Origin of the sequence: Rhodoblastus sp., assembly GCF_052145335.1 — a bacterium.
GTDB lineage: Bacteria > Pseudomonadota > Alphaproteobacteria > Rhizobiales > Beijerinckiaceae > Rhodoblastus.
In genome coordinates this window covers 1-3,353 of sequence record NZ_JBKQOU010000215.1, presented here as the reverse complement: position 1 = coordinate 3,353, position 3,353 = coordinate 1, and the positions used below count along the sequence as shown (strand labels likewise).

At 60.4% G+C, this 3,353-nt stretch carries 3 protein-coding genes; all 3 read left to right on the top strand.

Annotated features, from left to right (window positions below):
• The coding region (locus ACLP2E_RS13625; RefSeq protein ID WP_442466255.1) for a calcium-binding protein at nt 1–705 on the top strand (705 nt) is incomplete at its 5' end.
• 255 nt (nt 706–960) lie between these two features.
• Nucleotides 961–2,226: a glycosyltransferase family 4 protein gene (locus ACLP2E_RS13620; protein ID WP_442466254.1), complete on the top strand. Its 1,266-nt coding sequence runs from the start codon at nt 961–963 to the stop codon at nt 2,224–2,226.
• 143 nt (nt 2,227–2,369) lie between these two features.
• A complete protein-coding gene (locus ACLP2E_RS13615; protein ID WP_442466253.1) occupies nt 2,370–3,032 on the top strand; it encodes a class I SAM-dependent methyltransferase in 663 nt (220 codons plus the stop codon).
• The last annotated feature ends 321 nt before the right edge of the window (nt 3,033–3,353 follow it).

The window sequence follows — 3,353 nt, the reverse complement described above, 5'->3', positions numbered from 1 at the left end:
GATATCGGTCATACAGGGCACGACACTTTGGTAGGCGGCGCTGCCAACGGCACAGTCCTCACGGTTAACCACGGCAATAACGTTCTCTACGCCGGGGCTGGCGCGACAACGCTGAACGGCGGCGGCGGCAACGACACGATGCATGGCGGCCTCAAGACTGTTATGAATGCCGGAACAGGCAATGATAAGTTGCATGGCGACACCATGGCCGGCTCGTTTTCCTCTGCCGATACGCTTATTGGTGGCGCGGGCGACGACTTGCTCAAGGTCACCAGTGGCAATAATTCGCTCGTTGCTGGCACTGGCCACAACACGCTTTATGGCGGTTCAGGTCTCGACACCCTGGATGGCGGCGGCCACTCGGTCATGTATGCCGGTTCGGGCTCCAACTCGATCGTCGCGAGCTCCGGCTATGATACCATTTATGGCGGATCTGGCACCGATACCATCAGTCTGCAGAACGGGGGCTCTTCGAGCGTTACCGGCGGCACGGGCTCCGATACGGTCAACGTCGGCGTAACCGGCAACGACACGATCATTGGCGGCCACAGCACCTCGATCTATACGTCGCAGACCGAAGCCAACATGACCGAAATCGACAACGTCAAGGGCGTTTCGGAAATCACGTTCAGCGGCGGTCAGCAGCTGGATGTGAAGGACGTCACCATCCACTTCCAGGGCGGCGGCGTTCTGAAAATCCACTGAACCCGTTCTCGACGCCGCGCGGATATTTCGCGCGGCGTTCGCATCACGGCCGCGTCGCGTCCTCCCCGGGGCGTTGGGGGGTTTTTTGGTGCCGCCCTCCGTTCAGTTTCGCTTCTCGCATCTTTTGGAAAACTGTCGAACGAAGGCCGGTCGCGTTGTCTTGGCGCTCCGCACGCCAGCTTGTTTTGCTTTTTTGCGCGGATGCCTTATTCGGGACGAACGCCGCGCCGGGTCGCGGCCCGCGAGTAGCCCGAAATGAACATTCTGTTTGTGCACAATAATTTTCCGGCCCAATTCAGGAACCTGGCGGGAGAATTGGCAAAACGTCCGGAGCACAGGCTTGCGGCGGTCGGCGCCGAAGGCGCACAGGCTTTAGACAACGTGCAATTGCAGCGCTACCGGATGCCCTTTTTCAACGTCGCAGAAACTCATCCCTTCGCGCGCCGATTCGATGTCGAATGCCGCCGGGCCACGGAGGTGCTTTACGCCCTGACTGAATTGCGCAGATCCGGTTTCGAGCCCGATCTGATCGTCGGTCATTGCGGCTGGGGTGAGACGCTGCCCTTGCGCTCGGCGTTCCCGAAAGCCCGCATCGTCACTTATTGCGAATATTATTATCGGCCTGAAGGCCAGGACGTTCATTTCGATCCGGAAGGACCGCAACTCGGGGTGGATGGCCTGGTGACGCTGCACTGCAAGAACGCCAGCACGCTTTTGTCGCTCGCCGATTCCGATCTCGGTCTGTCGCCGACCGAATGGCAGAGGCAAACCTATCCGCCAGAATTTCATGAAAAAATTCACGTCATTCACGAAGGCGTCGACGGCGACCGCCTGCGGCCGGACAAGATTGCGCGCTTCGCTCTGCCGGACGGAACTATTTTGCATCGCGGCCAGGAAGTGGTGACCTTCGTGGCGCGAAATCTCGAACCGGTGCGCGGCTATCATGTCTTCATGCGCGCCTTGCCGGAAATCCTTGCGGCGCGCCCGCGCGCGCAGGTGGTGATCGTCGGCGGCGACGGCGTATCCTATGGCTCCCCGGCGCCGGAAGGCCAAACCTGGAAATCGATCTATCTCGATGAAGTGGCCTCCAAAATCGATCTAGCGCGAGTCCATTTCCTGCCGCGTCTGCCCTACGACGCCTATGTGCGGCTGCTGCAGGTTTCGCGCGTCCATGTCTATCTCACCTTTCCCTTCGTTCTCTCCTGGTCGACGGTTGAGGCCATGGCGATCGGCTGCGTCGTCGTCGGCTCGGATACGGCGCCGGTGCGCGAGGCGATCCGCCATGGAGAAAACGGCTTGCTGACGCCGTTTCACGATAAGGAGGCCCTCGCCCGATCGATCATCGGCGTGCTGGCCGATCCGGCGCGCTTCGCCCATTTGGGACGGGCGGCGCGCGAGACGGTTCTGGCGCGCTACGAAAAAAGCGCTTGCCTGCGGGAAGTCATGGCCGTGCTGGGAATCGACGAAAAAACGCCTCAACGCGCAAAGGAGTCGGGACCGTTGGCCAAAGGCGTTGGGTAACGCATATTCCCCAAAAAGTCGTTCTGACTTTTCGGACGCGAATATGCGTTTGAGAACAAGCAAATTCCGTAAAAAGTTAGTCGAGGTTTTGGATCACAACTGGTCCGGATTCTCATCACGATCTGACAAACAAAAGGCGTCCAATGAACGAACAGGTCAAGAAATGCGTCCTGAACGCGGGGGCCGGCCCTGCGAACGCGGGACGTCTTCATTTTGCCTTTGCTCCTTCGGCATGGGCGGAAGTCCGCCTCGACATCGACGCGCGCGCGCTTCCCGATCTTGTCGGATCGTTCAGCGACATGCGCGGAATCATCGACGACGCGCGTTTCGACGCGTTGTGGTCGTCGCATGCTGTCGAACATCTGCATGCGCATGAGGTGATACCGGCTTTCCGCGAGTTCCGGCGCGTGCTCAAGCCCGACGGATTCGCGCTGATCACCTGTCCCGACCTGTCCGCGATCGCCCGGTATTTGCTCGCCGAAGGCTCCGAGGCCGTCGCCTATAATTCGCCGGCGGGTCAGATCCGTCCAATCGACATGCTCTATGGCCATGGCGTCTCGATCGCCGATGGCCAGATATCCATGGCGCATAACACCGGCTTCACCGCGCCGCGCCTGGCCCGCGTCGCCCTCGAAGCGGGATTCGCCCAAGTGCGGACGATGGAAGGCGAATGTTTCGATCTCTGGGCGATTCTGCTGGCGCCGGAGGCGTCAGTCGAACAGATCGCGCCGATGTTCGCCGATACTGCGCTCGCGGAGCTTTTTGCGGATCTCGGCGTCAAACAAGCTGCGTCATCGCCAGCGTAGCAGCCGCCGCCCGCCGTTCAGGCGCCGCCGGAGGGACAGGAGTCCGTTGCGATGCCGGAAACGGTTGCCACGTCGCACGGCTGATAGCGCTCTTCTGGCGTCCCTCCCCGCTTCGCCGGAGCAGGATGGGCTCTGGATGACTCGACATCGCAAATCCATTTCGCGAAACCGTCGTTGCCTTTGCGGGACATGTTTTGAATCTCCCCGCCGGCTCTAGCCTTTGCAGGGCTTTTGCCGCATGGTGCGCTGCAATCGTCCATTTTTTTGCGTGACGGGCGCCGTTTTTTTTGTCGCGCTGGGGGGACTCTTGAACGTCAACGC